28 protein-coding genes are annotated in these 26192 nt (G+C 37.6%); 1 reads left to right on the top strand and 27 read right to left on the bottom strand.

Features of this window, described 5'->3' with window-relative positions; all coding sequences use genetic code 11:
• Positions 1–186: 186 nt before the first annotated feature.
• The 16 genes from AC1DFT_RS14575 to AC1DFT_RS14500 form a co-directional block, all read right to left on the bottom strand.
• The gene (locus tag AC1DFT_RS14575; RefSeq protein WP_478159457.1) at positions 187–474 is read right to left on the bottom strand and encodes a YpoC family protein; all 288 of its coding nucleotides are present in this window, start codon (positions 472–474) and stop codon (positions 187–189) included.
• The gene (gene nth, locus AC1DFT_RS14570) at positions 458–1117 is read right to left on the bottom strand and encodes an endonuclease III (RefSeq protein WP_478159456.1); all 660 of its coding nucleotides are present in this window, start codon (positions 1115–1117) and stop codon (positions 458–460) included. The genes AC1DFT_RS14575 and nth overlap by 17 nt, the downstream gene beginning before the upstream one ends.
• 11 nt (positions 1118–1128) lie before the next feature.
• Positions 1129–1842, bottom strand: a complete 714-nt coding sequence (locus AC1DFT_RS14565; protein WP_478159455.1) for a DnaD domain protein — start codon at positions 1840–1842, stop codon at positions 1129–1131.
• Positions 1843–1889: 47 nt separating this feature from the next.
• The gene (gene asnS, locus AC1DFT_RS14560) at positions 1890–3185 is read right to left on the bottom strand and encodes an asparagine--tRNA ligase (RefSeq protein WP_478159454.1); all 1296 of its coding nucleotides are present in this window, start codon (positions 3183–3185) and stop codon (positions 1890–1892) included.
• Between the two features lie 27 nt (positions 3186–3212).
• Complete coding sequence (locus AC1DFT_RS14555) at positions 3213–3701, bottom strand: cell wall elongation regulator TseB-like domain-containing protein (RefSeq protein ID WP_478159453.1); 489 nt, start codon at positions 3699–3701, stop codon at positions 3213–3215.
• 3 nt (positions 3702–3704) lie between these two features.
• Positions 3705–3875, bottom strand: a complete 171-nt coding sequence (locus AC1DFT_RS14550; protein ID WP_402828075.1) for a YpmA family protein — start codon at positions 3873–3875, stop codon at positions 3705–3707.
• 22 nt (positions 3876–3897) lie between these two features.
• On the bottom strand, positions 3898–6654 hold the full coding sequence (dinG, locus tag AC1DFT_RS14545) for an ATP-dependent DNA helicase DinG (protein WP_478159452.1): 2757 nt from the start codon (positions 6652–6654) through the stop codon (positions 3898–3900).
• Positions 6655–7734: 1080 nt separating this feature from the next.
• Positions 7735–8118, bottom strand: a complete 384-nt coding sequence (gene panD / locus AC1DFT_RS14540) for an aspartate 1-decarboxylase (protein WP_478159451.1) — start codon at positions 8116–8118, stop codon at positions 7735–7737.
• A gap of 3 nt (positions 8119–8121) precedes the next feature.
• A complete protein-coding gene (panC, locus tag AC1DFT_RS14535) occupies positions 8122–8967 on the bottom strand; it encodes a pantoate--beta-alanine ligase (protein WP_478159450.1) in 846 nt (281 codons plus the stop codon).
• Positions 8942–9802 (bottom strand): 3-methyl-2-oxobutanoate hydroxymethyltransferase, encoded by an 861-nt coding sequence (panB, locus tag AC1DFT_RS14530; RefSeq protein WP_478159449.1) that lies wholly within the window; start codon positions 9800–9802, stop codon positions 8942–8944. The genes panC and panB overlap by 26 nt, the downstream gene beginning before the upstream one ends.
• Before the next feature lie 337 nt (positions 9803–10139).
• Complete coding sequence (locus AC1DFT_RS14525) at positions 10140–11126, bottom strand: biotin--[acetyl-CoA-carboxylase] ligase (RefSeq protein ID WP_478159448.1); 987 nt, start codon at positions 11124–11126, stop codon at positions 10140–10142.
• The gene (locus AC1DFT_RS14520; RefSeq protein WP_478159447.1) at positions 11083–12291 is read right to left on the bottom strand and encodes a CCA tRNA nucleotidyltransferase; all 1209 of its coding nucleotides are present in this window, start codon (positions 12289–12291) and stop codon (positions 11083–11085) included. Before AC1DFT_RS14520 ends, AC1DFT_RS14525 begins: the two co-directional genes overlap by 44 nt.
• Positions 12292–12295: 4 nt before the next feature.
• The gene (gene bshA, locus AC1DFT_RS14515) at positions 12296–13426 is read right to left on the bottom strand and encodes an N-acetyl-alpha-D-glucosaminyl L-malate synthase BshA (RefSeq protein WP_478159446.1); all 1131 of its coding nucleotides are present in this window, start codon (positions 13424–13426) and stop codon (positions 12296–12298) included.
• A gap of 12 nt (positions 13427–13438) precedes the next feature.
• Positions 13439–13846: a methylglyoxal synthase gene (gene mgsA, locus AC1DFT_RS14510; protein WP_478159445.1), complete on the bottom strand. Its 408-nt coding sequence runs from the start codon at positions 13844–13846 to the stop codon at positions 13439–13441.
• 13 nt (positions 13847–13859) lie between these two features.
• Positions 13860–14636 carry a 4-hydroxy-tetrahydrodipicolinate reductase gene (dapB, locus tag AC1DFT_RS14505; RefSeq protein WP_478159444.1) on the bottom strand — a complete coding sequence of 259 codons (777 nt, stop codon included), beginning with the start codon at positions 14634–14636 and terminating at the stop codon, positions 13860–13862.
• Between the two features lie 2 nt (positions 14637–14638).
• Positions 14639–14971: a nucleotide pyrophosphohydrolase gene (locus AC1DFT_RS14500; RefSeq protein WP_478159443.1), complete on the bottom strand. Its 333-nt coding sequence runs from the start codon at positions 14969–14971 to the stop codon at positions 14639–14641.
• A gap of 108 nt (positions 14972–15079) precedes the next feature.
• Here AC1DFT_RS14500 and AC1DFT_RS14495 point away from each other — a divergent pair, with 108 nt between their 5' ends.
• Complete coding sequence (locus AC1DFT_RS14495; RefSeq protein ID WP_478159442.1) at positions 15080–15949, top strand: YitT family protein; 870 nt, start codon at positions 15080–15082, stop codon at positions 15947–15949.
• 802 nt (positions 15950–16751) lie between these two features.
• Here AC1DFT_RS14495 and AC1DFT_RS14490 read toward each other — a convergent pair.
• The 11 genes from AC1DFT_RS14490 to AC1DFT_RS14440 all read right to left on the bottom strand — a co-directional run bounded on the left by AC1DFT_RS14490 (position 16752) and on the right by AC1DFT_RS14440 (position 26100).
• Entirely contained in the window at positions 16752–17429 is a 678-nt protein-coding gene (locus AC1DFT_RS14490; RefSeq protein ID WP_478159458.1) for a zinc metallopeptidase, read from the bottom strand.
• A 60-nt stretch (positions 17430–17489) separates the two neighbouring features.
• Complete coding sequence (lhaT, locus tag AC1DFT_RS14485) at positions 17490–18086, bottom strand: lipoprotein heptaprenylglyceryl N-acetyltransferase LhaT (RefSeq protein ID WP_478159441.1); 597 nt, start codon at positions 18084–18086, stop codon at positions 17490–17492.
• 76 nt (positions 18087–18162) lie between these two features.
• Positions 18163–18942 (bottom strand): c-type cytochrome, encoded by a 780-nt coding sequence (locus AC1DFT_RS14480; protein WP_478159440.1) that lies wholly within the window; start codon positions 18940–18942, stop codon positions 18163–18165.
• Between the two features lie 42 nt (positions 18943–18984).
• Positions 18985–19659 (bottom strand): menaquinol-cytochrome c reductase cytochrome b subunit, encoded by a 675-nt coding sequence (gene qcrB / locus AC1DFT_RS14475; RefSeq protein ID WP_402828124.1) that lies wholly within the window; start codon positions 19657–19659, stop codon positions 18985–18987.
• Between the two features lie 21 nt (positions 19660–19680).
• Complete coding sequence (locus AC1DFT_RS14470) at positions 19681–20184, bottom strand: Rieske (2Fe-2S) protein (RefSeq protein ID WP_402828127.1); 504 nt, start codon at positions 20182–20184, stop codon at positions 19681–19683.
• Between the two features lie 158 nt (positions 20185–20342).
• Positions 20343–20789 (bottom strand): DUF2487 family protein, encoded by a 447-nt coding sequence (locus AC1DFT_RS14465; protein WP_478159439.1) that lies wholly within the window; start codon positions 20787–20789, stop codon positions 20343–20345.
• A gap of 11 nt (positions 20790–20800) precedes the next feature.
• On the bottom strand, positions 20801–21352 hold the full coding sequence (locus tag AC1DFT_RS14460; protein WP_478159438.1) for a ReoY family proteolytic degradation factor: 552 nt from the start codon (positions 21350–21352) through the stop codon (positions 20801–20803).
• 20 nt (positions 21353–21372) lie between these two features.
• Positions 21373–22617 carry a tetratricopeptide repeat protein gene (locus AC1DFT_RS14455; RefSeq protein ID WP_478159437.1) on the bottom strand — a complete coding sequence of 415 codons (1245 nt, stop codon included), beginning with the start codon at positions 22615–22617 and terminating at the stop codon, positions 21373–21375.
• A 222-nt stretch (positions 22618–22839) separates the two neighbouring features.
• Positions 22840–23547 carry a FadR/GntR family transcriptional regulator gene (locus AC1DFT_RS14450; RefSeq protein ID WP_478159436.1) on the bottom strand — a complete coding sequence of 236 codons (708 nt, stop codon included), beginning with the start codon at positions 23545–23547 and terminating at the stop codon, positions 22840–22842.
• A 29-nt stretch (positions 23548–23576) separates the two neighbouring features.
• Positions 23577–25124, bottom strand: a complete 1548-nt coding sequence (locus tag AC1DFT_RS14445) for a Na+/H+ antiporter NhaC family protein (protein ID WP_478159435.1) — start codon at positions 25122–25124, stop codon at positions 23577–23579.
• 106 nt (positions 25125–25230) lie between these two features.
• Positions 25231–26100 (bottom strand): fumarylacetoacetate hydrolase family protein, encoded by an 870-nt coding sequence (locus AC1DFT_RS14440; protein WP_478159434.1) that lies wholly within the window; start codon positions 26098–26100, stop codon positions 25231–25233.
• Between the last annotated feature and the right edge of the window lie 92 nt (positions 26101–26192).

The following is a 26192-nucleotide window of genomic DNA, read 5'->3' as shown; positions in this document are numbered from 1 at the left end:
ATCCTGGGATATTCATGTTAAAATGCATTTGTACGTAGCTCCTTTTCATACTTGTTTCTCGACAATTCAAGTATAAAAGAAACAGAAGTTACGTGCATTTTTTTATGCACAATTGTAGGAAAACCCCAACAAATATTATAGAACCATATAAAAAAGAGAATGAGATCTCTCCGCTCATTCTCTTTTTTATTCATGATGGTTTTGTGCTCTTAATCCTGCGAGTTTCTTTTTTGTTTCTTTGAAAAGCTCATCCAATTGCTTGAAGGCTGTATAATTATGTTTATTGTTACAAATATACGTAAATCGTTCGGAGAAATTTAGAGGAGCTGCTTGCTCTGTTTTTTCTATAATAGCTTGTAGTAGCTGAATTCCTTGCTCCATTAACTCTACTCTACTAGTATCTTTTTCTTTGAAAAGCAATGCTAACTGGACTTGCAAATCATCCCATTTTTCGAATTCATTTAGCTCCTGCAATTTTCTTCATCCTTTTCGCACCTTCTCGACATACGGATAACAAAGGACATTCGGGGCAATTTGGATTTTGTGCTTTACAATGATAGCGACCGAAGAATATAAGTTGGTGATGCGTTTTGGACCATAATTCGATCGGTGTTTTTTTCATAATCGTTTCTTCTACTTGAAGCACTGAATCTTTCCATCTGCACAGCCCTAATCGTTTTGTTACACGTTCTACATGCGTATCCACTGCAATGGCAGGAATATCAAAAGCAACTGACACGACAACATTGGCTGTTTTTCGTCCGACACCTGGAAAAGTCGTCAGTAAGTCTCTATCTGCCGGCACTTCCCCATCATATAAGTCGATCAGCTGTTGACTTAATGCTTGAATGTTTTTGGCTTTATTACGGTACAGTCCAATCGAACGGATATCCGTTTGTAATTCTTCGATTGGAACTGCTATATAATCTTCGGGCTTTGTATATTTTTGAAATAAGTTTTTCGTTACTTTATTCACAAGTACATCTGTACACTGAGCTGACAATAATGTGGCAACTAATAACTCAAATGGATTTTTATGAACGAGTTCACAATGCGCATCCGGGAACATTCGCTCCATCTCATCTAGGCAATAATGCCATTGTACTTTCGTAAGCAAAACACTTCCACCTACTCTCTCTCTTCTAACCAGTTGTAAAATGAGACTTTCGCAGAACTTGTTGATGGTTGTTCCACTTGTTTTTGAACTGGAATTTGCTGTCTAAATTGAGCTGTCTGATTTTCAGCCGCTTCTACCGTTTTAATATTTTTCTTTTTCCATTCAAATAAAATACGATCTATATAACGCAAACTTAGTTTTTGGGATAACACCGCTTCTTTTAATGCTAACCGAATTAGCGCAGCGGAGTGTTTATCTTGATCGAACCACATACCAATGGTTTCGTATTCCATCGGCGATAAAAGCCGTCCAAATTCTTGTTCAAACAGTTTATATATTTCGCCTTCTTCTACTTTTACTTGCTCGTCTTCGGAATGATTTTCTTCTTGTTCCATGTGATCTAGTAACAGTTCCCATAAATGATGGAAAGCATAATATTCATAATGTACGCCATCTGCGTCCATATGCTGATCAATTTGGACAAGCCCTTTTTGAACGAGGCGCTGTAAAATACTCACTACTTTATGTTCATTGAAATGCGTGCGATCAATTAAGTTTTGTGGTGTTGGAAAATGATTTCCTGCTTCTCCATAAGCAATTAAATGCAATAAAAGAATCGCTTCTTCATCTTTAATATTAATCGCTTTATAATGACTAAAAAAAAGCTGGGAAATAGTTACATTTCCCTGCTCAGTCCAAATACGGAGTCGATCTCGCTTTTGCATACCCATCGTCTCCCTTTTCTCTATATTACAATGTACTTTAAAGCTTATTACGGATATAAACGGTTTAATAGACGTGGGAATGGAATCGTCTCACGAATATGCTCTACTCCACTTAGCCATGCTACTGTACGTTCTAAACCTAGTCCAAAACCAGAATGCGGTACAGAACCTTGCTTACGAAGCTCTAAGTACCAAGCATAAGCAGATTCATCTAAACCATGCTCTTGTATACGTTGTTTTAGAAGATCATAGTCCCAAATACGTTCTGAACCACCAATGATTTCACCATAACCTTCTGGTGCGATTAAGTCCGCACATAATACAACATCATCTCGTGTCGGATGTGGTTGCATATAGAATGGTTTAATCCCTACTGGATAATGAGTGATGAATACTGGTTTATCATAACTTTCAGCAATTGCCGTTTCATGAGGAGCACCAAAGTCATCTCCCCACACAATATCATCAAACCCTTTTTCATGTAAAAGTTTAATTGCATCATCATAAGTAATACGAGGGAACGGCGCTTGAATATTTTCCAATTTCGATAAATCACGACCAAGACGCTCTAACTCTAATTTACAGTTTTTCAAAACAGCTTGGGCAATAAATGCCACATATTGTTCTTGAATTTCTAAGTTTTCTTCTAGTTCACAAAAAGCCATTTCTTGTTCAATCATCCAGAACTCGATTAAATGACGACGCGTTTTCGATTTTTCAGCACGGAAAGTTGGTCCGAAAGAAAACACTTTACCAAGTGCCATCGCTGAAGCTTCTAAATATAATTGGCCAGATTGAGAAAGATATGCATCTTCGTCAAAATATTTTGTATGGAATAATTCAGACGTTCCTTCAGGTGATGAACCTGTTAAAATAGGCGGATCTGCTTTAACGTAACCATCATTATTAAAAAACTCATAGGTTGCACGAATAATTTCGTTACGGATTTTCATCACAGCATGTTGTTTTCTTGAACGTAACCATAAATGACGGTTGTCCATTAAAAATTCAGTTCCATGCTCTTTTGGTGTAATTGGGAAGTCAACAGCAGCTTGGATAACTTCAATTTCTTTTACTTGTAATTCATAACCAAATGAAGAGCGGTCATCTTTCGTCACTTCTCCAATAATATACATAGATGTCTCTTGTGTTAACCCTTTAGCTGTTTGGAAAATTTCTTCGCCAACTTCTTCTTTTACGACAACTCCTTGCACAAAGCCAGAGCCATCACGTAATTGTAGAAATGCTATTTTTCCACTTGAGCGTTTATTTGCAAGCCACGCACCAAGTTTAACTGTTTCGCCTACATAGTTTTCCATCTCTTTAATCATTATTTTTTTCATAGTTTCCTCCACAAGTCAAAAGTTTTCTTATAAATTCGAAATTTTCTTCCACCAATCTCCATTATCAAACAGGAGATATACATAATTGAGTGTGTTTTTCTCGTTTACATAGGTTATTTCCCAAACAGGACCAATTTCTTCTACACCGAGCTTGGCATGCAATAATTCACCATTTTTTTCATTACTCATTGCAAGTTCAATTGCTTTTTCTTTCGATATGCCATCTTTTAAATTTACTTCCATTAAGGCATCATCCGTTTTTTTCGCTGGGACGAAAAATGCTTTTTCTTCTCCCTTTGCTGTTTTGCCAATCACGGTATGGAAAGTACTTGTACTATTATATACATAAGAGTCGTCTACTTGAGCGAGCAAATGGTTTTTCGTTACATAGCTTTCCGCATTTTCATTCGCTTCTGAAAACGGTGTTTTTGCTTGGAAATATATCAGTAAACTAAGTATCACCGTTAAGCTAATTGCAAAAATAACGATAAATAAGAGCCATCTTTTAAGTACCATTCGTTACGTCCTATAAATGGTAAAAACGCACTTTTCTTGATCTTCTTTATCAAGTGCTAAGCCAAACATCAAGTCTTGCTGTTTTAATGTTCGATTTAATGCATCCACTAGTTTATATAAGTCCGATTGATAATTGACTTTAACAGTAGATAGCACTTCAATTTTGTTTTCCATATTTCTACCCGCTTTCTAAAACTCATCCTTCATTAGTATACCAATTTTCCAGCTCTAAGACCATATTTTCGAGCGTCACTTTTTTAATAGGAATATTAGGAATTGCCTGTAAAAAGTCACTTCCATATGACTTCGTTTCTATCCTTCTATCCAATACGATAAAAACACCTTTATCTTTCGAAGCTCGTATTAAACGGCCGAATCCTTGTCTAAATCGCAACACTGCTTCCGGAAGCGAATAAGCAGTAAATGGATTTTGACCATTTACGCTAAGTAATTCTGCCCGCTTTTTAAATAAAGGATCATCTGGTGATGAAAATGGTAAACGAACCATAATAATTACCGACAATGCATCTCCAGGAACGTCTACCCCTTCCCAAAAACTATTTGTTCCAAATAACACCGATTTCGAGAAGCGTTGAAATGATTTCAAGAGTCGCATTCTACTGCCCGATGTCATCCCTTGTGCAAATAACATATAGTCTTCGAGTAAATTTGTATCTTGTATAATCTCTACTGTTTTCCTTAACATATCTTGTGATGTAAATAAAACAAAGCATCTGCCCTCTGTTACAAGAACCGTTTGAACAATTGCTTCAGCAACCGCCTCAATATAATCACTTTGGGACACTTGCTTAATATCTGGCATATCCTCCATGATTAAGAGCTCTGCTCCATTATAATAGTCAGCAGCTGCACGGAATTGATGAATCGGAATCGCTGTACTTAATCCTAATTGAGACGTAATAAAATGACGATTAGAAGGCACAGTGAGCGTGCCTGACGTCCAAATGACTGCACCAGATGCTCTCATATGGTCGACCGCTTCTTTAATGTCTTTTTGATAATTTAGCGGTCGTTTAATAATCGTTAAGCTTCCCGGAATGCTTCTTGTATCAATTTCTAGCCATTTGGCTTCCACTGCTTCATCAAGTAAAAAGATTTCATCCCATTCACTTACTTTAATTTCAAGCTCTCTTATCCAATATTCCCATTCGTTCAATAATACAGTGGCTTGATCATCCAACTTATTTTTCGCATAAGTAGTTAATATTGACTTGGCTGATAAAATATACGTTTGCATCGCAGTAGCAACAGTACGGAAAATGGATGTGTTTAAATTTAAATCATCTAATGTTGCCATTTTTTTTGTACTTTTCGAATGTCCCTTTGTAGATGGGATAGCATGAATAACGGACGAAATGGCTCGGTCAAACGACTCAACTACGTCTACATATTGTTTTTCCAGTCGAATTCGTAGCGCTAAAGGTATATGTAGCACCTCAAGTTTACTAAGCAGTTGTTCAGTGTCTAATGTACCAAATTGGCCCAATACATATTTCCAAGTCGTATAAGAAAATATACGTTCTTTTCGAGACATACTTGCATGAATAACTTGATGTGCCTCGTCAATAATTGTGGCACAGCCATGCCCTAATAATTTTTTCTTTCGTTCACGGTCTGCCATAATCATCGAATGATTCGTCACTAAAACATCGCATTTTTCACTTTTACCAAGTGCTCGTTCATAAAAGTCCATATCTCGCTCTTCTAATATTTTCGATAGGGACGTTTTTCTTATTTTATCTACGAATAATTGCCCCCCACCAGATACGTTGAGTTCCGTAAGATCCCCTTCATCCGTTATCGTCAGCCAAACTAGTATTTGCATAATGGTAAATGTTTCGTCGTACGATTCATCTTCTAGCTGCACATGCTGCCAAAAACGATACAAATCTATATAGTGTTGCATTCCTTTTAGTTTTGCTACACGTATGGGAATGTCTAAAAAACGTTCTAGCTTCGGTATTTCTTCTAACACTAACTGGTCGATTAAATGGGTCGTATATGTACTAATAATAACTGGCTTTTGCTGACTCAGCCCGAAAATTGTGGCAGGTAATAAATAACCTAGCGTTTTGCCGATTCCGGTTTCTGCTTCACAAACCGTTTCTGCTTTTGTATCAAGCGCATGTTGAATTTCATCCATAAACGCAAACTGCCCTTGTCTTTCTTCAAAATGAGGAAGCCCTTTTCGAAATAGAGTCATTTTTAACTCTTTCGTTCGAGGATAAGGAATAGATGTAAGGCTTGCATCTTGAACTGTTTCCACTTCTTTTAAGGGAATTCCTCGGTACATTGGATAGTTAGCTGCATCATACTGTTTTCTTTTTTCGGCTAATACATCAAAAAATAAGATCGATAAATTTGATTTTAAATGAAATGACCTTTTATGTAATAATTCGATTGTTTTTAAAGGCAAGCATTTTAATTGTTCGATACATTTTAATAATAAATATGCAGTAGCTAACGCATCATCATCTGCACGATGGGCTACATTTAGCGGGATATGTAATTCGGTAGCGATATCTTGCAATTTATAACTATACAGATTCGGAAACATTAGTTTGGTGAATTCTACCGTGTCCATCGTTTTGCATACAAGTTTTGGAAGACCTACTCGTTTCAATTCTTTTTGCAAAAAAGGAAGATCGAAGTGAATATTATGCGCCACAAAAATATGATCTTGCAGTAAATCTAACACGTTGGATCCGATTGTTTCAAACAGCGGTGCATGTTGTACGTCTTTGTCTGCAATTTTCGTTAAATCTTGTATGAAAAAAGGGATTGGTTTTTCGGGGTTGATAAATGTTGTATATGTATCCACTATTTTGCTATTTTCAATAAATACTATTGCAAGTTGAATAATACGGTCACCATTCGCCGATGAATGGCCTGTTGTTTCAATATCAACAACTGCATATTTATGATTTTCCATTATTCCTCAACTCGCTATCCATAATGTTCTAAAAAAATTGTACCACATTCAGGAATTAGAAACGAAAAATATGCTAAAAAGAAAAGTCGGATTTCTGGAAATATTTCTTTGCAAGGATTGCCCTTATGGGTATGTACAGTATAGAGAAAATGCAACGTAGAAAGTTGAATGAGGTGTCCGCTGGGATTTCCGCTTCAGGGCGAACGCTTTCCGTGGGGCGAGCGTTGAGCCTCCTCCTCCGCTTACGCTACGTGCGGGGTCTCACCTGTATCAAGCAGAGGAACAAAGGCTAAGAACGCCACATCGTGTGGCAACGCCTTCGTGACCAACATCGTGTTGGCCTCCACAGGAGTCGCCGCCTTGCGCTCCAATCCATGGGAATTACTATCTAATTTAGTGTCGACACATATCAGAGATTAAAATAACCCAATCTACTACGTAATGTTTATTAAATCTAATTAGAAAATGCGGCCTTCTAATAAAGAGCACATCTTTTAGGATAAAATTGTTATATATCAACCACATATCGGAATAATACCTTTTATCCCTAGTTATCTCAATCCAAGTAAAGAGCTATTTTAAGAAATAGTTGCTTTCACCAGCAATTTGGTTGCTCTCATGCTGATTTGATTGCTTTCGGAATGGAATTGATTGCTTTCAGGGGCCGATCTGTTGCCCTTAGCCATTTTTTGGATGAGTAAATTGAATAAAATGGATAATAACCTTTTTTTAGTAACTCGATACTGAATAGGTAAGCAATTTTCCGTTGATTTTCGTGAAAGGATGACGACTCCGGGCGAGGCCAACAGGATGTTGGTCACGAAGGCGTTGCCACACGATGTGGCATACTTAGCCTTTGTTCCACGTGGGCAGATGAGACTTCACATCGCACGCGCTAGCGTCGGTGAAGGCTTATCGCTCACCCGGCGGAAAGCGTCCATCCTGTAACGAAAATCATAGCGGATACTTCTACCACGCAGTATCCCTTTAAAGTGTCTCTATAAAAAAACAGGGAACTTCCCTTATAAAAACGAAAAAGCTCCCGAAATTGTTTCTTCGAGAGCTACCTTTTTTACTATATTACATAACTGTCGCTTCAGGTTCATAATGAATGATTTGATTGATCGTATTGTCTGTATTCATAATCGCAACAGTTGGTTGATGTGCTGCAGCTTCTTCATTCATCACATATGCATACGATAAAATAATAACAATATCGCCGCGTTGTACAAGACKAGCAGCTGCTCCGTTTACACAAATGACGCCGCTGCCTCTTTCGCCAGCAATAATATACGTTTCAAAACGTGCGCCATTATTGTTGTTCACAATATGCACTTTTTCATTTGGTAACATGCCCACAGCATCTAATATATTTTGGTCAATCGTAATACTTCCTACATAATTCAAATCGGCTTCGGTTACAGTCGCACGGTGAATTTTACTATTTAACATCATTCTTAACATTACTTACACTTCCTTTACATCTACAAGAATATTATCGATTAATCGCGCTTTTTCAAAGAATACTGCTGTTGCAAATAAGAGCTGGCTTGCATGCTCTGAAACTTGTTGTAGTAGCGGGTATGTTACCACTTCAAAATAATCTATTTTGCCAGATGTGTTTTCCTTGATATGCGCTCTTCCTATTGCGATTGCATCGTCCACATTTTTTGTTTGCTTCCAATGTTCTGTTGCTAGCGTAAGCGCTTTGTATAAGTGAATGGCTTCTACACGTTCATGTTCACTCAAAAACACATTTCGAGAACTTTTTGCTAGTCCGTCCCTTTCACGAACTGTTGGAACACGCACGATATGCACTGGGAAATTATAGGCATGCACAAATGTTTCAATAATGGCAAGTTGTTGAGCATCTTTTTGTCCAAAATATGCATTTGATGGTTGCACTAGATTGAATAATTTCGTAATAACTTTTAATACGCCATCAAAATGTCCCGGTCTACTTTCTCCGCATAGTTTGGTAGAAAGCGTTCCAACTTGTATGGTGATTCCACTTTCAAAGGGATACATTTCTTCTGGTGAAGGATTAAAAATAAGATCCACACCAGCTTCCTTTGCGATTTTCAGATCCCGCTCGATATCTCGTGGATATCTATCTAAATCTTCATTTGGTCCAAATTGGGCTGGATTAACAAAAATGCTCGCGACGACGAAGCCATTTTCTTTTCTTGCTCTATTTAACAATGCTTGATGGCCTTCATGTAAATATCCCATTGTTGGGACAAGCCCGATTGTTTTGTTTTTATTTGCTTCAAGAATATTTTTTAACTCAACGATTGTTTGAACTGTTTGCATAAGTAGTGCCTCCGTACAATTGGTTTAGTTGCTCTTCTTTCATTGTAAATGAATGCTCTAAAGCTGGGAAAGATCCACTTTTCACTTCTTCCACATATTGCTGGATACCTGCTGCAATTGGCTCACCAACATTGGCAAATTCTTTTACAAATTTCGGAATGTGATGCGTGCCATATTTCACTAAATCGTGAAATACTAATACTTGACCGTCAGCTGTAGCTCCAGCTCCAATACCAATTGTCGGAATGACTAAGCCTTGTGAAATTTTTTCAGTTAACTGATGGGGAATACATTCCAATACGACTGCGCACGCACCTGCCTGCTCACATTTTTTCGCATCTTCGATCAATTTTTCTGCGGCTTCCGCAGTTTTTCCTTGCACTTTATATCCTCCGAGCACACCAGCCGATTGAGGCGTTAACCCAAGATGCGCTACAACTGGTATTCCCGCAGCTGTCAATTTTTCAATAACTAGCAGCACATCGTCCGCCCCTTCAACTTTTACCGCTTGAGCACCTGTTTGCTGCATAATTTTCACAGCATTTGCAAGTGACTGATCAAGCGAACCGTGATAAGTCCCAAATGGCATATCCACGATTAAAAATGTGTTCGGTGCACCTCTTCTTGTTGCTTTTCCGTGATGAATCATGTCATCCATCGTAACTAGTACAGTAGAATCATATCCTAGTACAACCATCCCAAGCGAATCTCCTACTAAAAGCATGTCGATCCCCGCTTCTTCTGCAAACTTAGCAGTTGGGTAATCATAGGCCGTCACCATGGTGATCTTTTCTTCTTTTTTCTTCATTTCTACAAAATTACTCGTCGTTTTCAATGAAATTCCTCCTCTTTTTAAGTGGAGAGAAAACCAACAAAAAGCCCTTCGTTCCAAAAATGGACAGAAGGGCAGAAAATGTAGTTTCATAGGTTTTCTCCGTCCCTGTCATATGCAGATCAAGGCAGACTATTCAATTATTTACTTTTTGAAACGGGTGCAGTTCGCCAAACGATACTGCCCAACGCTAATAGAATAACAGAAAATAGTTTGGGCGTCCAAATGATTTTACTTACTCCAAAAATTAAGTGAATCTTCTATATGTCTAACATAAAAAAATGATCCCCAGCAAAATGCACAAAAGCTCCCGAAATTACATTTTCGGAAGCTGTTTTGTCTATTTATTCATCAAATGAATATCCGCTGAGTAAATTCCACGAATCTCACCATTATCTAGTTTGAGCTCTAATACTCCGTCATTTGTAATACCCATTGCGACACCTTCTAATGTTTCGCGAAGCAAGTTAGCACGAATTCGTTTACCAATCGTGCAGTTATAACTTTCCCAAAGTAATTTAATCGGTGCGAAGCCTTTTTCTACATATATGTCTGCATACTTTTCCAAATAAAATAATATTTTAGCTACTAGTTCGGCACGGTTTACTTCTTGTCCAGATTCCATTTTTAAAGATGTGGCAATCGATTGGATGGACTCGTCAAATGCATCTAAATCTTGATTGACATTGACTCCAATGCCGATAATAATCGCTTGGACACGGTCCATATCTGCTTGAAGTTCGGTTAGAATGCCTGTCACTTTTTTGCCATTGATCAATAAATCATTTGGCCATTTAATGGCTGGAGAACAGTTAGTCAAATCCTCTATTGCTCGCGTAATCGCTACTGCGGAAACTAGCGTAAACTGGGCGGCAAATTGAGGGCTAATTTCCGGGCGAATGATAACACTCATCCAAATTCCTTTATTTGCTGAAGAATCCCAAGGACGTTCTAGTCTACCTCGTCCAGCTGTTTGCTGCTCGGTAATAACGACCGTTCCATGAGGTGCTTGTTCGCTTGCTTTTTCCGTTGCGATAGTTTGGGTAGATTCACAGACAGGATAATACACTATATTTCTTCCGATAGATTTTGTTTCTAAATAAGAGGAAATTCGTTCTGGTGAGACAATGTCTGGTATGGAATGTAAAATATAGCCTTTTTTCTTAATAGCTTCGATTACATATCCGTCTTCTTCTATGCTTTTTAAGTGTTTCCAAATCATCGTACGGGAAATATTTAATTCGTCAGCAAGTTTTTGACCGGAGATTGGCTCACCATTTGCATTAATTAGTTGGGAAAGTATCTTTTCTTTCATTGATATACTCACGAAAAAACCATTCCTTTATCATTTTTCTATCATTCATTAGCCTACCGTTTACGATTTCAATTGTTATTTTTTCAATAGCTTCTCTAATCCATGGACCTCTTTTTTCGTTAGCCCATTCCATCAAATCATTGCCATTTACGACAATGTCTTTTACGGATGAAATCGGAATAGCAGCTTTTGTTTGACGAATTTGCTTTGGGGTATAAGAAAAATCGATTTTTTTCAGTTCCTTTGCATAACTTGCAGCAACACTAAGCACATCTTCTGTAAACTGAAAAAAATTATAATAACTCCAATACCCTTTTTCTAGCTGTTCCACTGCGGCTAATACATGCTTTACATGCGCTTTTTCTGCATTGGAACATTTATAAAAGGAAAGCAAAGTCCCTACATCTGTTGGAGGTTGCATCAGTGCAAAATATGCCCATCCGTTGGCAGCATTACCGAAACTGGAAAATTTTTTCCAACTATTGCAAAATGATTTCCAATCGCCTTTGAAATCGTCTGCTAAATGACTAGTAACAAATAATTGCATGCCTGTTTCTACGTAATCACTGCTCCAAATTTTCTCTAGCTCCACTTTTACCCGCTCCATCGAAACATGTCCAATTAGTGGATGTAATGATTGAATGGCTTCCATCGTCTCTGCGTGCAAAGAATAGTTCAACTGTGCGGAAAAACGGACTGCGCGTAGCATACGAAGTGCATCCTCTGCAAAACGTTTCGATGGATCTCCGACGGCTCTTATTAGGTTTTTCTCGATATCTTCCCTACCACCAAAATAATCGATGAGCTCATCCATCTTCGTTAGCGCCATCGCATTCATCGTGAAATCTCGTCTTTGCAAATCTTCCTGAAGTGAGCGAACAAAAGTAACAGCGTCTGGTCTCCTGAAATCGGAGTATGTAGTTTCCGAACGAAACGTCGTTACTTCAATGGTCTCTTTTAATACGACTAGTACGGTACCATGTTCAATTCCAACATCAATCGTGTGAGGAAATAACTGTTTGACCTCATTCGGTGTCGCATTTGTTGTCACGTCCACATCATTTGCATGTTGTTGTCTTACAAAATCGCGGACTGCACCTCCGACAACATATGCTTCAAAACCAGCATTTTCAAGTGTTTCGATTACTTTATAAGCTTCTGGCCACCGAGTTTTCATCATCTTACTTCTTCGCCACTCTTTCGTACATCGCTTCGTACTGTTCTACTATTTTTTTCGAACTAAATCGTTCTTCAATAAACATTAACGAAGTTTCGACCATTTGTTTATGTAAAATAGGATCTTGTAATAATTGAATCCCATATTCTGCTACTTTTTGGACATCCCCAAGCTCGGCTAAATAGCCATTTTCCCCGTGAATAATTACTTCTGGTATCCCACCGACATTAGTGGCTATACATGGTACTTCACACGCCATTGCCTCTAATAATACTAAACCGAACGATTCTTTTTGTGAAAGAAGGAGCATTAGATCCGAAATAGAATACAGCTCGGATAAATTATCTTGTTTTCCAAGAAATAGAACGTCTCGTTCAAAAGAAGTTCCTTTTACATATTCCATTACTGGATGTTTTTCAGGACCATCTCCTACTAAAAGAAGTTTTGCCGGCATCTCTTTCCTAATTAATTCGAAACTTTTCACGATATCCGAAACTCGTTTCACTTTTCGAAAATTAGAAACATGAATGACTACTTTTTCATCCGGCGCAATTCCTAATAATTCTTTCAAGTTTCCAGCATCTTTTTTGTAGTATTCTTGTTCATCTACAAAATTATAGATTGTTTCAATTTCTTGTTGTGGTGCGATTAATTCCATTGTTTGATTTACTAATGACTGTGAAACCGCTGTAACGATATCGGATTTTTCAATTCCATACCGGATAGCACCTGAAAGGGAAGAATCATCTCCTAATACGGTAATATCTGTTCCATGCAAGGTCGTCACAATGCCTATATCGGATTTGGCCATGTCTTTTGCTAGAATGGCACATACTGCATGTGGCATCGCATAATGCATATGCAGTACGTCTAAGTCTTCATCGATAATCACTTCTGCCATTTTATTTGCAAGTGCAATATCATATGGAGCATATTGGAAAACAGAATAACTATTTACTTCTACTTGATGAAATGTAATGGACGGATACATTTTATTTAAACGAAATGGCATACTCGATGTGATAAAGTGTATTTCATGGCCTTTTTCCGCAAGCATTTTACCAAGTTCTGTGGCAATTACACCCGATCCACCTACTGATGGGTAGCATGTAATCCCAATTTTTAATTTACGCATTTTAACACTTCCTTAACGAGCGCGTCTTTCTTCCAATAAACGCCAATCTAAAAATCCTTCTTCAATACCTTTTAATAAAATCTCCGCTGTTCCCATATTCGTTGCAAGTGGAATTTGGTATACATCACAGAGACGAATTAGCGCAGAGACGTCCGGTTCATGTGGCTGCGCTGTCAATGGATCTCGGAAAAAGATGACCATATCCATTTCATTGTTTGCGATTGCTGACCCAATTTGTTGGTCCCCACCTAGTGGACCCGATTTATATCTAAATACGGATAATCCAACTTCCTGAATAATGCGCGTTCCCGTCGTACCCGTTGCAAATAATTCATGTTCGCCTAAAATAGATTTATATGCAGTTACAAATTGAATTAAATCTTCTTTTTTCTTGTCATGTGCTACTAATGCAATTCTCATTACAACTTCACTCCTATAAAATAATCTCTTCTAAGCCGTATATTAGCGTATTTCGCTTCATTATTTCATGAACCGACAAAACAATCCCAGACATGAACGAAGTACGATTAAACGAATCGTGGCGAAGTGTAAGAAGTTGTCCTTCCCCACCAAGTAATACTTGTTGGTGGGCGACTAAACCAGGCAAACGAACGCTATGAATATGCATCCCTTCTATATTGGCCCCTCTTGCACCGGCAAATATTTCTTCTTCATCCGGATGTCCTTGTTCAAATGGATTCCTTGTATCTTGAATCATTTGTGCCGTTTTGATCGCCGTGCCTGATGGAGCATCTACTTTGCGATCATGATGCATTTCAATTATTTCTACGTCTGGTAAGTATTTTGCTGCCGTTTGCGCGAATTTCATCATGAGCACTGCCCCTATTGAGAAATTCGGAGCGATAATACAACCGACCTGTTTTTCCTCCACTTTCGTGCGTATCTCATCTAATTGTAGATCAGTAAATCCCGTAGTGCCAATAACTGGCCTTACACCATATTGTAGAGCTGTCATAGCATGACCAAAAACAGCTGTAGGAATAGTTAAATCTACTAATACATCCGGCTCGGTTTGTTCGATTAATTCCTCAAGTGACGTGAAAATAGGAATGTTATCTCCTAAATATTCTTCTGTTTTTTTATGGTCTAATAATCCTACTAAAAGAAATTCCTCATTTTTAATAATAGTTGCTACCGCTTCTTTTCCCATTCTACCTCTTGGTCCTGCTATTGCTACTTTGATAACCACAGTTAGTCCTCCTTTTTCGTCCATCGATCTTTATCACGTGTATTGTATTTATGCAATACGTTTTGTAAGGATTGTTGTAAATCTATCCCTTCTGCATTTGCCAAACATATGAGCACAAAAAAGAAATCTCCCATTTCATCCGCAAGTTCTTTCTCTACTTCTGTATGCTTCTTTTTCTTCGTGCCATACTTATGTTGAACTTCTCGTGAGAGTTCTCCAAGTTCTTCCGTTAATCTTGCTAAAAGTTCCATTGGAGGAAAGTATCCTTCTTTAAATTGACTTATGTATGCATCTACTTCATGTTGAAGTTCAGATAATGTTTTATTTTCCGACATTTTTCTCACGCTCCTCCCTTCATCGTAATAAATTTATACACCAGTTGTCAAAAACAATTAAATAAAAGATAATAACTTTTAGTATGAACTATAAAAAGGGGTGGAACAATGGGGCTTGGCTTAAAATTTAAAAATATTATCATGATTATAATAGGATCCGCTATTTATAGTTTTGGTTTTGTTCATTTTAATATGCAAAATGAACTTGGAGAAGGCGGATTTGCAGGAATCACATTAATTTTATTTTTCGTTTTTAAATGGGACGTAGCTTTAATGAACCTGTTATTAAATATTCCTATGTTTATTTTAGGATGGAAGCTTTTAGGTAGAAAAGTCTTTCTGTATACAATCATCGGTACTGTAGCTGTTTCTGTATTTTTGAAAATATTTCAGATTTACGAAATACAAATCGGATTACAAGATGATATGTTCCTTGTTTCTTTATTTGCAGGGGTATTCGTCGGAGTCGGACTAGGTATTATTTTCAGATTTGGCGGAACTACTGGTGGCGTAGATATTATTGCAAGACTTGGTCAAAAGTATCTGGGCTGGAGTATGGGAAAAACGATGTTCATGTTCGATGCCATTGTCATTTTACTTTCTTGGCTTACATTTTTAGATATTAGATCCGTGATGTATACCTTAGTGGCAGTTTTTGTCGGAGCACGCGTGATCGATTTCGTACAGGAAGGTGGTTATGCGGCGCGTGGAGCATTTATCATCTCTGAACATCAAGATGCAATTGCCAACCGTATAACGAACGAAATGGACCGTGGAGTGACGGTGTTAAAAGGTTATGGACATTACACGAAGAAAGAACGAGAGATTTTATATTGTGTTATTGCCAAAAATGAAATAGTTCGCCTTAAATCGATTATTACAGCAGTCGATCCGCATGCTTTTGTGTCGGTAACAGAAACGAATGATGTAATGGGTGAAGGATTCACGCTCGATGAAGAGAAAAGACCGATTGACTAAGAAAACATGCAAGAACAAAACCTATATTATAGAGATTCAAAGGTCTTTGGACAGACTTATCTCTATATAATTACCGTTTGACTTTTAGAGAGGCAGGTCGTGATTAAAGTCACGACCTGCCTCTCTTTTTATCGGTAATCTTATGGCGTATTTCTGTCCGTCGTCCTTTTCAATAATATGAATAAGGTTAAATTCTCTTTTGATAATAAATGAAAAGATACTTTCCAATACATACAGAAAGCTCTCGAAGATACAATTTCGAGAGCTCTTAGCTTCTTTATACAGTGAATACTAACTATTCCTCTTCGGTGTCACTTGCCAAAATAAAAATCGCTTGAAAAGAAATGCACACTATTTTCAGTAATTCTATTGCATTATTTTTAAATAGATATTACACATGAATATTTAATATTCGTCAACAGATACTCGTATCTTTATAGAAAATGAGAGGGTGGTAATTCAATAAAGAAGGCCTGAGCAGCCAAAATTGTATCTTTGGCTGCTTACTTTATTATTAGGAAAGTATCTATTCCTTATTTCCCAAAAGCTTTTGCACTTCAATTACTTGTGCTTTTGGAGAGCGACGGACGAACCAAAACCACAGGATTACCTAAAAAATAGGAGGTATGCGACAAGGTCGCATACCTCCTATTTTTGAAAGCTTGGTAATGGTGTAGGGCTCTCGTTCAGTCCAAAGCAATCCAAAAGCACATATACACTAAGTTCCTAGTTGATCAAGATGGAAGTTACTTCCTAAAAAAAGGATTGCTCCAAATACATGGAACAATCCTTTCTATACATTTTAATCGTCTCTAGACATTCCTGTATAAATTAATACTAAACGTAATAATTCAAGTACAGCAACTGCTGTAGCTGCGACATATGTTAATGCAGCGGCGTTTAACACTTTCTTTGCATGACGTTCTTCTTCATTGCGAATAATACCATGCGATACCATTTGATCCATGGCACGATTGGACGCGTTAAACTCTACAGGAAGCGTAACGATTTGGAACACTACCCCAGCAGCTAGTAACACGATACCAAGTAATAACATGCCACTCATAGAAGCAAATATACCAATCATGACAAAAATCCATGATGCATTGGAAGAAATATTGGCTATAGGCACTAATTTATGACGCAAAGTTAAAAAGGAATAAGCTTCTTTATGTTGAATCGCATGCCCAACCTCATGAGCTGCAATAGCAGATCCTGCAACAGAAGCTTCATGATAGTTATGCGAAGATAATGCAACAATTTTAGTCATTGGGTTGTAATGATCACTTAAGAAACCGCTACTTTCCACTACTTTCACTTCATATAGACCATTTGCATCTAAAATAGTTCTTGCTACTTGTGCACCAGTCATACCTGAAGTTGAGCGTACTTTTGAATACTTTTTATACGTTCTTTTTACTTTCATCTGTGCATATATCGGCAATAACAAAATTATCGCAAAATAGATGATATAAGAAATCACGAATCATTTCCCCTTTCTTCTCTATACTTATTATTTTAATAGGTTACCCAACCACATTCAACTAATTCGCTTTGACCTTTTTTGATGAACTGCAATTGCAATACTAATACATGCAATCGATAACCAAAATGTAAAATAGCCAATTTGACTGGCATATTCGCTCAAACTACGATATATGGGCATTTGACCAAATACATAGTCAATGACATCGTTATGCAATGTCCAAACGGCTGCGATAAAAATATGTACGAATGTAAATCGATAGATAGGAATATAAAGGACAGCCTGTAAAGCCATCGCAAAATGAGAAGCGACAAGCATCCATCCCATCCAGCCTATGGAACCAGTCTCGATATACGTCCAAATATTCATGACGACTGCCCAGACACCATATTTAACCAATGTAATAAGTGCGAGTGCTTCTATTAACTTCCAATTCTTATTTATTAGCCATCCGAGTAATGCAATAGTAAAAAATAAACTTGCAGTGGGGCTATCCGGAACAAAGAGCAGAAATTTAGGTTCCGTAACAGAGAGCTGGCTCTCGTACCATATATAACCATAAATCGTCCCTAATAAATTCACTACGAACAATAAGCCCATAAATGACTTATTAAAGAGCACTAACTTCCCATACGTCATCATTTCTTTCATAGAAACGCTCCTTCGTTGGTAAGTAAAAAAGAGAGTCAGTTTCCTGACTCTCTTTACTTTTATTATATCTAGCTGTTTATTCCTTTGGTTGAAGTGTTGTAATAAACTCTGCTAGTTTGTGAAGCTCTTCTTCCGTTCCTTGGTAAGTGCCACCAGGCATTCCACCTAAACCTTCATGAGCAATGTTAACGATTTCATCAGCAGTATAGTCTAAACCGATTAATGGCTTACCTAAACCGCCTTCGAATGCATTACCATGACAACCAATACAAGACGATGCTTGATATAGCTGATAGCCTTCCGAAGTTTCATCAATTTCAACTGCAACTTCTTCTCTAATTTCACCATACGCTTTAGCTTTTTCCCAGTCATGGTTTACAACGGATTCCCAAGTTAGGAAAATCATTGCAGCAATTGCTAAAAGCATAAAACCAGTTGGTAAAGGACGTTTAAATGGACGTCTTTCTTTACTAGTATCTAAGAATGGTACTAATAGAAGTGCACCGAAAGCTAGGCCTGGCATAATGATTGCTCCGATAACGTTAAACGGCCCTGATGCAAATTCATATTTTAATAACTGGTACAAGAATAAGAAATACCAGTCAGGTACCGGAATATAACCTGTGTCCGATGGATCTGCCGGACGTTCAAGTGGAGACGGATGTGCAACAGTTAATACTAGATAACCTACTAAGAAAACAGCACCGACTAACCATTCCTTCAATAAAAAGTCTGGCCAGAAAGCTTCTGTTTTACCAGGATACTCTGAATAATCTTTCGGAGTTTTCTTTGGTCTGCTAGCTGGATCTGTGACACGAGAGTCACCAACAAATTTCATACCTTTTCCCTTATGCATAATGTCCCCTCCTTATGAAGAATTATCCTTACCACTTACCCATTATAGTGGTCCAGAAATACCTTGACGACGAATCATGATAAAGTGTGCTGCAAGTAAACCAAATAATGCAGCTGGTAAGAAGAATACATGAATCGCAAAGAATCTTGTTAATGTTTGTGCACCGATGATATGTTCATCACCAGCAAGTAAAGTCTTAATCATTCCACCAATAAATGGAACGGATGCAGCAATTTCAATACCTACTTTTGTTGCGAACAATGCTTTCATGTCCCAAGGTAGTAAGTATCCCGTAAATCCTAAACCTAACATAACAGCGAAGATTAAAACTCCAACCATCCAGTTTAGTTCACGAGGTTTTTTATAAGAACCAGTAAAGAATACACGTAATGTATGTAAGAACATCATAACAATAACAAGTGACGCTCCCCAGTGATGCATCCCACGCACGATTTCACCGAATGCTACTTCATTTTGAAGATAGTAAACAGATTCCCATGCATTTTCAATATCTGGTACGTAATACATAGTCAAGAACATACCGGATAGAATTTGAATAACTGTGATGAAGAATGTTAATCCTCCGAAACAATAAACAAATGCAGAGAAATGGTGTGCAGGGTTTACGTGTTCTGGTACTTCGTGGTCTGCGATATCACGCCATATAGGTGTAATATCTAGACGTTCATCCACCCAATCATAGATTTTATTAAGCACTGATGTCGTACCCCCTTACTTTTAAACTAATGTGTTAGGTATAGCTTTTCCAATTTCTAAGAAACCGTCATTTTCACGAATTTCAAATTGATCCAACGGACCTAGAGGTGGTGTTTTTGGAACGTTCTGTCCGTTTTTCTCGTAACGACCTGCGTGACATGGACAGAAGAACTGATTTTTGTGAGCTGGGTCACCTTCCCAGTTTACCGTACATCCTAAATGCTTACATACAGGAGAAAGTGCGATAATCTGATCTCCTTCTTTATAAACCCATGCAGCATTTGTAATATCAGACTTGTACCATGCATCCACTTGTTCAAAAGTGAAGTCTACACGTTGTGGAACGTCCGTAATATCGGCAATTTTCTTCTCCGTTAAGACGAAATCTCCACCTTCTGATTTTTGCAATACAGGGTCAATTGCAAATCGTACCATTGGCATGAGCATTCCTGCTGCCATGAAACCGCCAACACCTGTTAGTGTATAACTTAGAAATTGACGTCTTGATACTTTATTGTTACTCATCCTTTTCCCCCCTCTTACTTAAAGGTCAGTCCAATGGACATACTTGCTTGAAATAATAATACTAGGACATATCCATGATATATCAATAAAAAAGGAAGGTCAATATTCCTTTGACATGAATTATGAACTTTGTGAACATTTCTTGCAACAATTTGTCACTAATTCGCCCATTTTTTCGCAAAGATCGGAATGAGTTGTCGTAGTTGGTCTTCTAACACAGAATTTCTCATTTTTTGGTCCATGGAATCTAGTGGAACAGATGGTGTCCAAATCACTTCCTGTTCATCCCCAATACTAGTCCACTCTCGATCCGAGGTAACGAAGAATATGTATTTAAAATCTGCCTTAGCTAGCTCTTCTTTCCATATTTCTAGCAATGATTGCTTGTCCTGACTTGTTGTATAAGAGAAGGAAGGAAATAAAACAATCCTTCCTTTGAACTGATTTTCAATTATATTGGCCAACGATAGCGTAAAATCAGCTGCCGAGGCAGCAAATCCAAATCCATGCTCTGAACCATCTATGACTATTAGTGGGATGACTGCTGTATCTATATATTCTTTTTGTGCTTGAAATACTGCGCTATCTTTTCCGTTCCAATGCATGGTTATCTCTCCTAATTTCCTCTATGTTGTAGTTTTTTCCATAATGCCGAAAGCTCTAAAAACTTTTCCTTATTATTTTCATCGATCGCTTCATCAATTTGTTTTTTTAGTTGTTCCACTTGAAATGAATGAAGACTTTCCGCTAACATGTCTTCTGCGATTCGTTTATCTTTTTCACTAATATGCAAATATTTAGGCATAAAAGGATTTTCTTCTAGAACCGCTAAGTACTCTGGGCTTGGTGGGAGCATTTGAAAGTTCAATTGAATGTACATGTCTTCTTCTGGGTGTAAACGTAAATCATGAAATGACTTTTCCGCATCGGCCGTCATCACACTACCCTTGTAAAAGCGAAAAGGAATGCCAGATGATGTAGTAACCGACATAATCATCGCTCGCGGGCAATAATGTGCTTCCTCCACAAAATGGACGTTATTCAACAATGATTCGTGACTAATTAGGTAATTCAAAATCCAGACGCACTCTCTTCTTTTCATTTGATACTTTTTTAAAAACCAGCGAACAAATTCTTTTTTCTCCCCAACTGAAACAGAAGCAGTCACGTAACCTCTCCTTCCTTTTTTTATTCCACTAAGTCAAACCATGTACTATTGTCAGGCTGTAATTTTTGCAATACCGCTACTACTTCTAGTGCTTCGTCTCGTTTTCCTTCCTCAAGTAGGAAATAGACGTATGTTTCCAAAAATGCAGCATCCTCTTTATGTTCAGTATATGCTAGTTTATAAAATGCATATGCTTCATCGTACAATTCTAAACGCTCATAGCTTTTCGCTATAAATGGATACATAGAAGACCACTCAAACTGTTGCTCTTTCAACGTTTCGTACAGTTCGATTAACTCCTCATCCATCTCTTCTGTTGAAAATAAAGAAGAAAGAATAAAAATTGCATCCATATATTCTGGGTCTAGTACAATTGCTTCTCGCAAAAATGATTCTGCTTCTTTCACTCTACCCAATTTAAGTGATATTTTTCCTGCAAATAAATAATATTCTTTTTCAAATTCATCTCGGGCAATACCATCCGTGATCGCTTTCAATGCTTCTTCATTCTTTTCAAGCATTGCATACGTTTCCGCCAGCAACATATAACCTGAAAAATAGTCAGGATCCATTTCAAGTAAGCTTTCTAAATGCTTTCCTGCTGTTTCATAATGCTGCACTTGGAAAGATGCATACGCCGCGTGGAATAAAACATCTGGTGCAACTTCCTTCTGGAGTGCTACTTCATAGTAAGGAATCGCCTCCTCATACGCTGCTCCCGCACTATAAATTTCTGCAAGCTTTAGCGATAAGTCAACAGCTGGAATAGCTTCTTGTAAGGGGATTAAGTCTTCCATTATTCTAGCAGCTTCTAAATATCTACCAGTTTCCAGTAATAGTTCCCCTTTTGCGTAAAGAAGTAATGGCTCATTTGGCATAATGCTAATTGCTTCATTAATCTTTTGCTCTGCCACTTCGTATAAACCAATCATTTGATAGTAGTCAGCTAATGTTAATAGTGCTTGTGGGTAAGCATCACTCGATTTTTCGACTGCCGTAAGCAGCTCTAATGCAGCATCCTCTTTATCCATTTCTAGATAAAGCTGTGCTTGATCGATTTTCAACTGATTTTCTTCTGGGAATAAATAGTGCAGATGATCTAATACTTTTACTGCTCCTTGTAAAAAACCATATTGGGCTAATAGATCCGCCAGTTCATATTGCTCATCTGGATTTCCATCTAGTAAAAAAGCTTCTACAAGTGTGTCCAGCTTTTCAATATCTCCTTCTTCCATTACACGGATAAAAGGCATCATTTTTTCCATATCATCACCATACTTTCTCTATGTCTTTATCGTACAAGAACATTCGGTTATGAACAAGAAAAAAACTCTCCTTCTTAAAAGAGAGCTTCATAAAATCCAGCACAAGAACATTTCTACTTGTTTCGTATACGATCGATTCAGAAGGACCAAAAGTTCCACATTTTAATACACGATTGGTCCCCCATTATTTTTTGGCTGGCTAAAGCCTCGATATGCTTAGCTTTATACTTTTTTGAAATGTCCTTGTACAATTTGGATATGTTCTTTCATAAGCGAACTTGCTTTTTTGGCATTCCGCTCGCTTAGTGCTACCATTATTTTCTGATGGTAGGCCAATGAATCTGCCATAACACTTTGAACGATTAAAATTTCCTTGTGGTTACCTAATACATTTTGTATGTTTAAAACCAAGTTACTAATCGATTTATATATATCAATCATCACAATATTATGTGATGCAGCGGCAATTTTTTCGTGAAACAGCATATTGGCATTTACGTAATTCTGTTGGTTATTTTCTACAATCGCCACTTCCATTTTTTCAATAGTTTGTTGAATTTCTATTAGTTCCTCTGTTGTTGCTCGATTTGCAGCTAAAAAAGCAAGCTCCTTTTCAAGAATCCAACGTGCTTCGAATATATCTTCCCATTCTGCATCCGAAAAATAGAACTGGTAGACAAGTGATTCTGTAAAGGACTCATTGAAATTGGAAGAAATAAATGTTCCTTTTTGTGATCTTTCTATAAGTCCTAAAGACTCTAAAACTTTCAAAGCTTCTCTTAATGAGGTTCTCCCAACTTGAAATAAATCCATCATCTCTCTTTCGGGAGGCAACCGATCACCTGCTTTTAATTTTCCAGATAAAAACAGATCTTTAATTTGGTTTACAATATTATCGCCTACATTAAGACGCTTCACTGGTTCTATCATGAGAATTCACCTTTTTCAATTTGCTGTGTTTATCCAGGTACCGTACTACTCTTACTAAACGATTTATCCTTCATTTTATAGAGAGTGACTATCATAACCAAAAGTGCAAGAAGTGTTGCAAATAACCCTATATAGATGTTTTTTGTGAAGCCCAGTGTTGCGTATCCGATAATGGATACAACACTAGAAATCATCGCATATGGCATTTGTGTCATAAGGTGATCCATTGTATGGACACCTCCCCCAATAGAGGCAAGAATTGTAGTATCCGATAGTGGAGAGCTGTGTTCACCGAATATACAGCCTGCAAGAACCGCTCCGAAAACAGGAACCAAGTAAGTTATATCGATAATGGAAACAATTTCAGCACCGATCGGCAACATTAAACMAAATGTTCCAAAAGTACTTCCCATCGAAAAAGACATAAATGCAGAGATAGCGAAGAATATTAAGGGTAGCCATGCAAGTGACATATTGTCATCAATAAGAGATGCTAAGTACTGTCCTACTCCTAATTTGGAGATAACCTGTGCTGTCATTAAAGCCATAAAAAGAATAGTAACACTTGGTAAAACTGCCTTCATCCCAGAACCTACTGCTTTTGTTACGTGTCCAATAGCTGTTTTACGGTATACCAAGCGAAAAATGACCACTGCAATTGCTACAAGTGCACTGTATACAAGAGCCTGAATAACATCTGTGTTCATCAAAATCTGTAAAGGTGTAATACTACCATCAATGTTAGAAATTCCAATATACACAGAGATTATGATGGTCAATATGACGAGTGTCAGTACAGGCAGAAGAAGATCCATCATTTTTCCGCCTTCTTTAACCTGTATGGAGCGTTCCTCTTCCCCTGCAACAGCCCCTCTTGACGTATCGAAAAGTATGCCTTCTTCTGTTGCACGTTTTTCATCACGCTTCATTTGGCCAATGTTTAACTTGAAATAGGCAACCGCAATAACAAGTAAAATAGTTGTCAATGCATAGTAGTTCGTCGGGATTGTTAATAAGTACACTTGAAATCCTTCATATTGCGTGATGCTATTATCAACTAAAATTGTTCCAATCAATGCAGCAATAAATCCAGCCCAAGCCGAAAAAGGCAGCATAATAATGACAGGAGCTGAGGTAGAGTGAAGCATATAAGCGAGTTTAGACCTGGAAATTCGATGCTTATCTGTAATTGGTCGTACTAAACTTCCTCGAAATAAACAGCTGAAAGCATCGTCAAAAAAACATAAAAACCCTAAAAAGATTGCGACCATCTTTGCTTGAAACGGTGTTTTTACTTTCTTTATAGACCATTCAGCAAATGAGTGCATACCGCCAGATAAATAGATTAATGTATTCAATGCGCCGATTAATAAAACGAAGAGAAAGATATTCCCTTCCCCTAATACTGACAGCAGTATGTCAAATATGGAGGAAACGGTAGCAGTAATACTCCACTGATTCGCCATAAATGACCCTAATAGTATCCCTACCCCTAAGGATAATAAAATTCTTTTCGTAATGATTGTTAAAGCAATCGTAATTACTGGTGGCAAAAGAGATAATATGGTACCTTCCATTGCTACTCCCCTTTTATTTTTGATTGCAAATCATTTTCAAAATACTCTATCCTCGATTAATCGGAAAGCGCCTACATTTTAATTTAAAAAATAGAGGTGTTAGACTCTATTTTTCACTTACTAAAGTATTCTCTAAAGTTCCAAGTCCTTCCACTTCACAGACCACTTTGTCTCCAGGCTTCAGCCAGTCCTTTTTTTCCATCCCTAAAATAACCCCTTCAGGAGTACCAGTAAAAATAATATCTCCTGGTTCAAGCGTCATGATTTGAGAAAGATCACTAATGATTTCAGCAACGGAAAAAATCATATCCGCAGTATTGGAATTTTGTCTTTCCTCTCCATTTACCCACAGTTTCAAATTCAAGTTTTGTGGATTTTGCACTTCATCTGATGTCACAACGTATGGACCAAAAGGGGCAAAACCGTCGTGCGCTTTTCCATAAAGCCATTGACTACTACGACTTTGAAGTTCTCTCACAGAAAAATCGTTCCCCGTTGCATATCCAAATACATAATCCAATGCCTCTTCTTTCGTAACTTTACTTGTCTTTTTTGAAATAACCACAACCAACTCTACTTCATAGTCAACTTCTTTCATCAAGTCGGTTACTACCGTTTCTTCTTTATGAGCAGCAAGACTATTTGCGAATTTTGCAAAGTAAATCGGTTGTTCAGGAATTGGCATCCCTCCTTCTTTTGCGTGTTTTTCATAGTTTAATCCAACAAAAATCATTTTTTCAGGCTTACTTAAGGGCGGTGCATATTGTAGCTCTCCTTCAGGTATCAACACTGGCGAATAAGATAAAATCGATTTCACCTTACCATAGCCTTCCTCCCCTTGACGGATTAGCTCTTGAAGGTCTTTTGGTGAGGATAATCCTTCTCTTTCCGCTGTCGCCACTACATCGACAATCCCACTCTCTGTTTTAACACCTAATTTAACTTCACCAGAAAAAATAAAAGATAGTAATTTCAACGAAAATCATCCTCCAACTTTACAATTTTTTTATACGCTTAAAGAACTTGTTGAATATGTAACCCTGTCAGACCTGGCTATTTCTCACCTCC

Source organism: Psychrobacillus sp. 05T411, assembly GCF_056396485.1.
The sequence above is the reverse complement of the archived record's forward strand: the minus strand, read 5'-3'. Positions and strand labels throughout refer to the sequence as shown.

Bases quoted from the DNA above. Each gene is read 5' to 3' on its own strand.
- AC1DFT_RS14565 (WP_478159455.1), bottom strand. From the start codon at position 1,842: ATGCAAAAGCGAGATCGACTCCGTATTTGGACTGAGCAGGGAAATGTA.
- asnS (WP_478159454.1), bottom strand. From the start codon at position 3,185: ATGAAAAAAATAATGATTAAAGAGATGGAAAACTATGTAGGCGAAACA.
- AC1DFT_RS14555 (WP_478159453.1), bottom strand. From the start codon at position 3,701: ATGGTACTTAAAAGATGGCTCTTATTTATCGTTATTTTTGCAATTAGC.
- AC1DFT_RS14550 (WP_402828075.1), bottom strand. From the start codon at position 3,875: ATGGAAAACAAAATTGAAGTGCTATCTACTGTTAAAGTCAATTATCAA.
- dinG (WP_478159452.1), bottom strand. From the start codon at position 6,654: ATGGAAAATCATAAATATGCAGTTGTTGATATTGAAACAACAGGCCAT.
- panC (WP_478159450.1), bottom strand. From the start codon at position 8,967: ATGCAAACAGTTCAAACAATCGTTGAGTTAAAAAATATTCTTGAAGCA.
- AC1DFT_RS14520 (WP_478159447.1), bottom strand. From the start codon at position 12,291: ATGAAAACTCGGTGGCCAGAAGCTTATAAAGTAATCGAAACACTTGAA.
- bshA (WP_478159446.1), bottom strand. From the start codon at position 13,426: ATGCGTAAATTAAAAATTGGGATTACATGCTACCCATCAGTAGGTGGA.
- mgsA (WP_478159445.1), bottom strand. From the start codon at position 13,846: ATGAGAATTGCATTAGTAGCACATGACAAGAAAAAAGAAGATTTAATT.
- AC1DFT_RS14500 (WP_478159443.1), bottom strand. From the start codon at position 14,971: ATGTCGGAAAATAAAACATTATCTGAACTTCAACATGAAGTAGATGCA.
- AC1DFT_RS14495 (WP_478159442.1), top strand. From the start codon at position 15,080: ATGGGGCTTGGCTTAAAATTTAAAAATATTATCATGATTATAATAGGA.
- lhaT (WP_478159441.1), bottom strand. From the start codon at position 18,086: ATGAAAGAAATGATGACGTATGGGAAGTTAGTGCTCTTTAATAAGTCA.
- AC1DFT_RS14480 (WP_478159440.1), bottom strand. From the start codon at position 18,942: ATGCATAAGGGAAAAGGTATGAAATTTGTTGGTGACTCTCGTGTCACA.
- AC1DFT_RS14470 (WP_402828127.1), bottom strand. From the start codon at position 20,184: ATGAGTAACAATAAAGTATCAAGACGTCAATTTCTAAGTTATACACTA.
- AC1DFT_RS14465 (WP_478159439.1), bottom strand. From the start codon at position 20,789: ATGCATTGGAACGGAAAAGATAGCGCAGTATTTCAAGCACAAAAAGAA.
- AC1DFT_RS14455 (WP_478159437.1), bottom strand. From the start codon at position 22,617: ATGGAAAAAATGATGCCTTTTATCCGTGTAATGGAAGAAGGAGATATT.
- AC1DFT_RS14450 (WP_478159436.1), bottom strand. From the start codon at position 23,547: ATGATAGAACCAGTGAAGCGTCTTAATGTAGGCGATAATATTGTAAAC.